Source organism: Pseudonocardia sp. GCM10023141, assembly GCF_042653605.1.
This window is the reverse complement of record NZ_JBHSIR010000088.1, coordinates 1-2,642: the sequence shown is the minus strand read 5'-3', so window position 1 is coordinate 2,642 and position 2,642 is coordinate 1. Positions and strand designations below refer to the sequence as shown.

The 2,642-nt window shown below is 69.8% G+C and carries 3 protein-coding genes; all 3 read left to right on the top strand.

Annotation, left to right across the window (positions count from 1 at the left end):
* Positions 1–150: 150 nt before the first annotated feature.
* Positions 151–345 carry a hypothetical protein gene (locus ACFPFQ_RS47835; RefSeq protein WP_379629984.1) on the top strand — a complete coding sequence of 65 codons (195 nt, stop codon included), beginning with the start codon at positions 151–153 and terminating at the stop codon, positions 343–345.
* A gap of 565 nt (positions 346–910) precedes the next feature.
* Complete coding sequence (locus tag ACFPFQ_RS47830) at positions 911–2,011, top strand: tyrosine-type recombinase/integrase (RefSeq protein ID WP_379629983.1); 1,101 nt, start codon at positions 911–913, stop codon at positions 2,009–2,011.
* Positions 2,011–2,642 (top strand): hypothetical protein (locus ACFPFQ_RS47825; protein WP_379629982.1); only part of this gene is annotated, 632 nt, incomplete at its 3' end. The genes ACFPFQ_RS47830 and ACFPFQ_RS47825, both read left to right, overlap by 1 nt.

Here is a 2,642-nt window from a genome sequence, read left to right as displayed (position 1 = left end):
GGGAAAGGGAGACTGCCGCAACTGATCTACCGCATCCCGTCCGAATACTAGCGGCGACACGCTACTAGTCCTGTTCTCGTCGCGCCGTGTGAGTATTGCCCAGATGGGCAGGACCAGGCAGCCGGAACGGAGTCGAGCGAGGATGAGGGCGTGGCCGAGAACGACGACACCTTCGAGGTCGCGGCAGTACCGCACGTCATCGACCGACTGCGCGCCGTCGGGCTGTCCGGGGACCGAATCCAGCAGCACTTCCACGCCGCCCCCATCCGGCTCGATGGCCAGCAGGTAGCCGACCTGGATCAGCCCGCGCCGGCAGCGTCCAGACTGATGATCGACCCCAGCTGACCAGGGCGGACGCGGAGCGTCCGCCGCATCTACAGCGCCTGTGACCTGCATAGAGTCCGTGCTCCGCCGCCCGTCCAGCCATGCTCGCCCGACCGGCGCCGCATCTACCGCACGGCAACGGCCGAACGGGATCAACGACAGCCCGAACATGAGCGCATAACCCGACACGAACCATGCACCTGAGCTGGGCTTGAGCCCAGCCCACGCTGGATCGATTGCCCGGTAACAGCCATCACGCTGACATCCACCGCCCCACGAAGCTTGTCGCGAGCATGACAGCCAGCGCACCGCCGTCGCGCCGGTCGTCCAAGACGCCGTTCCACAGACCTCAATCGCGCCCCCCATACCCACCACGATGCCGCACACCACCCGGAGTCGCGCGGCGGCGGCCAGCGCACCCAAATCCGTCTCGATCACATGTCGGGACGCGACTCGGCAGGAGTTCCGGTCAACGCGCCTGCCGGCTTACCCGGGCGGGTGCATCAGGTCGACAGGCCGTCGAGCCTGCGGGGTTCCTCATGCTGGACTGCCTAGCTTCGCCCATCTACGACGGGCGGAGGCCCAGGTGCGGGTGCAGCGGGTGATCTCGCCGGACGACGGCACGGAGTCGTGGACGGTTCTCGCCGACGACTGGGCGCCGGTGGTCCCGGTGGAGCTGTTCCTGGTGCACCTGACGGATCAGGGACGGTCGCCGAACACGGTGAAGGCCTACGCACATGATCTGAAGGACTATTTCGCCTACCTCGAGGGACGGGGCGCGGACTGGCGGCAGCTGCGGTTCGACGAGCTGGCCGGTTTCAAGCCATGGCTACGGCTCTCGCCCACGCAGCGGCTCGGCGGGATAGCGGCGTTTCCGTCGGCGACGCCGTTCTGCACAGCGAGCACCGTCAACCGCAAGATCGCCGCGGTCACCAGCTTTTCGGAGTTCCACGCCCGGCACGGCGTGCAGGTCGCGGCGGTCATCCGGGCTGCGTCGCAGCCGTTGACGATCAGCCGGTCGTCGTTCCGGCCGTTCCTGGTCCACACCCGCCGGGACCCGCCGCGGCGCAGCCGATTGACCGTGCGACAGCCGCAGCGCCGCCCGCAGGCTCTGTCGGACGACGAGGTGGAGGCGTTGTTCGCCGGGTGCGCTCGACTACGGGATCGGCTACTGCTCGGGGTGCTGCTGGAGGCCGGACTGCGGATCGGTGAGGCGCTGGGCAAGCGGCACGAGGACGTGCGCACCCCGGACGGCGTCGTCGAGATCCGGCAGCGGGTGAACGCGAACCGGGCACGGGCCAAGACCTGGGAGCGCACCGTCCCGGTCGGGTCCTCGTGGCTGCGGCTGCACGCGGACTACCTGCACGAGGAGTATGGCGACCTGGACAGCGACTACCTCTTCGTGACCCTGTGGTCGCGCCCCCGAGGCCGCCCACTGGGCTATCCGGCGGTGACCGACCTGTTCGCCCGGCTCGCACGCCGGACGGGGATTACCGCAACCCCGCACATGTTCCGCCACACCTACGCCACCCGGCTGCTGCGCTCCGGGGTGAAGGCCGCGGTGGTGCAGAAGCTGCTCGGGCACGCCTCGGTGACCACGACGATCGACACCTACGCCCACCTCACCGTCGAGGATGTGCGCCGCGAGCTGCGCCGGGCGGGCTGCCTGGAACCGGAGGATGGCTGATGGCGCTGCGCAGTGATCTCGTCGGCCGCAGCAACGAGCCGCTACCCGCTCGGGTGGCGCGGGCGCGCGCCCTGTTGGAGGCCGCGGTCGATCCCGGCTGGCGCCGCGACGTTCGGATCCCGCTCGGGCGCGGACGGTTCGCCCGGCCCGGCTCGGTGACCGGCTGCCGCCGCGACGCCCTGAACCGGCGAGAGGTCGTGCAAGCGGGCGGGCAGGAGACCGGCGTTGAGCAGGAGTTGTGCAGCGGCCACTGTCGGCGATGGATCCTGCACGGCCGCCCGAGTTTGGCCACCTTCATCGCCACCACCAAACCGAAGATCGTCGACTACGAACAGCCCCAGCGCTGCGGGGTCGCCAGCTGCCGGGTCGGTCGCTCCGGGGGCTGGCTCTGCCCGCAACACCGCCGGGCCTGGATCTCAGTCGGCGAGCCCCCGGTCCGGGACTGGGTCGCCAGCGCGGCGGTGACCGAGCCGCAAGGCGCGGTATGCACCGTCCGGCGCTGTCCCCTGGTTGCCGCCCCGGGCGCCGATTACTGCCGAGCGCACCGCTCACGCTGGATCCGATTAGAGCCTGTCCCGTGGATCATGGAACAGGGTCGCGTAGCCAGATCCGGATCGATGCAACGTCGATG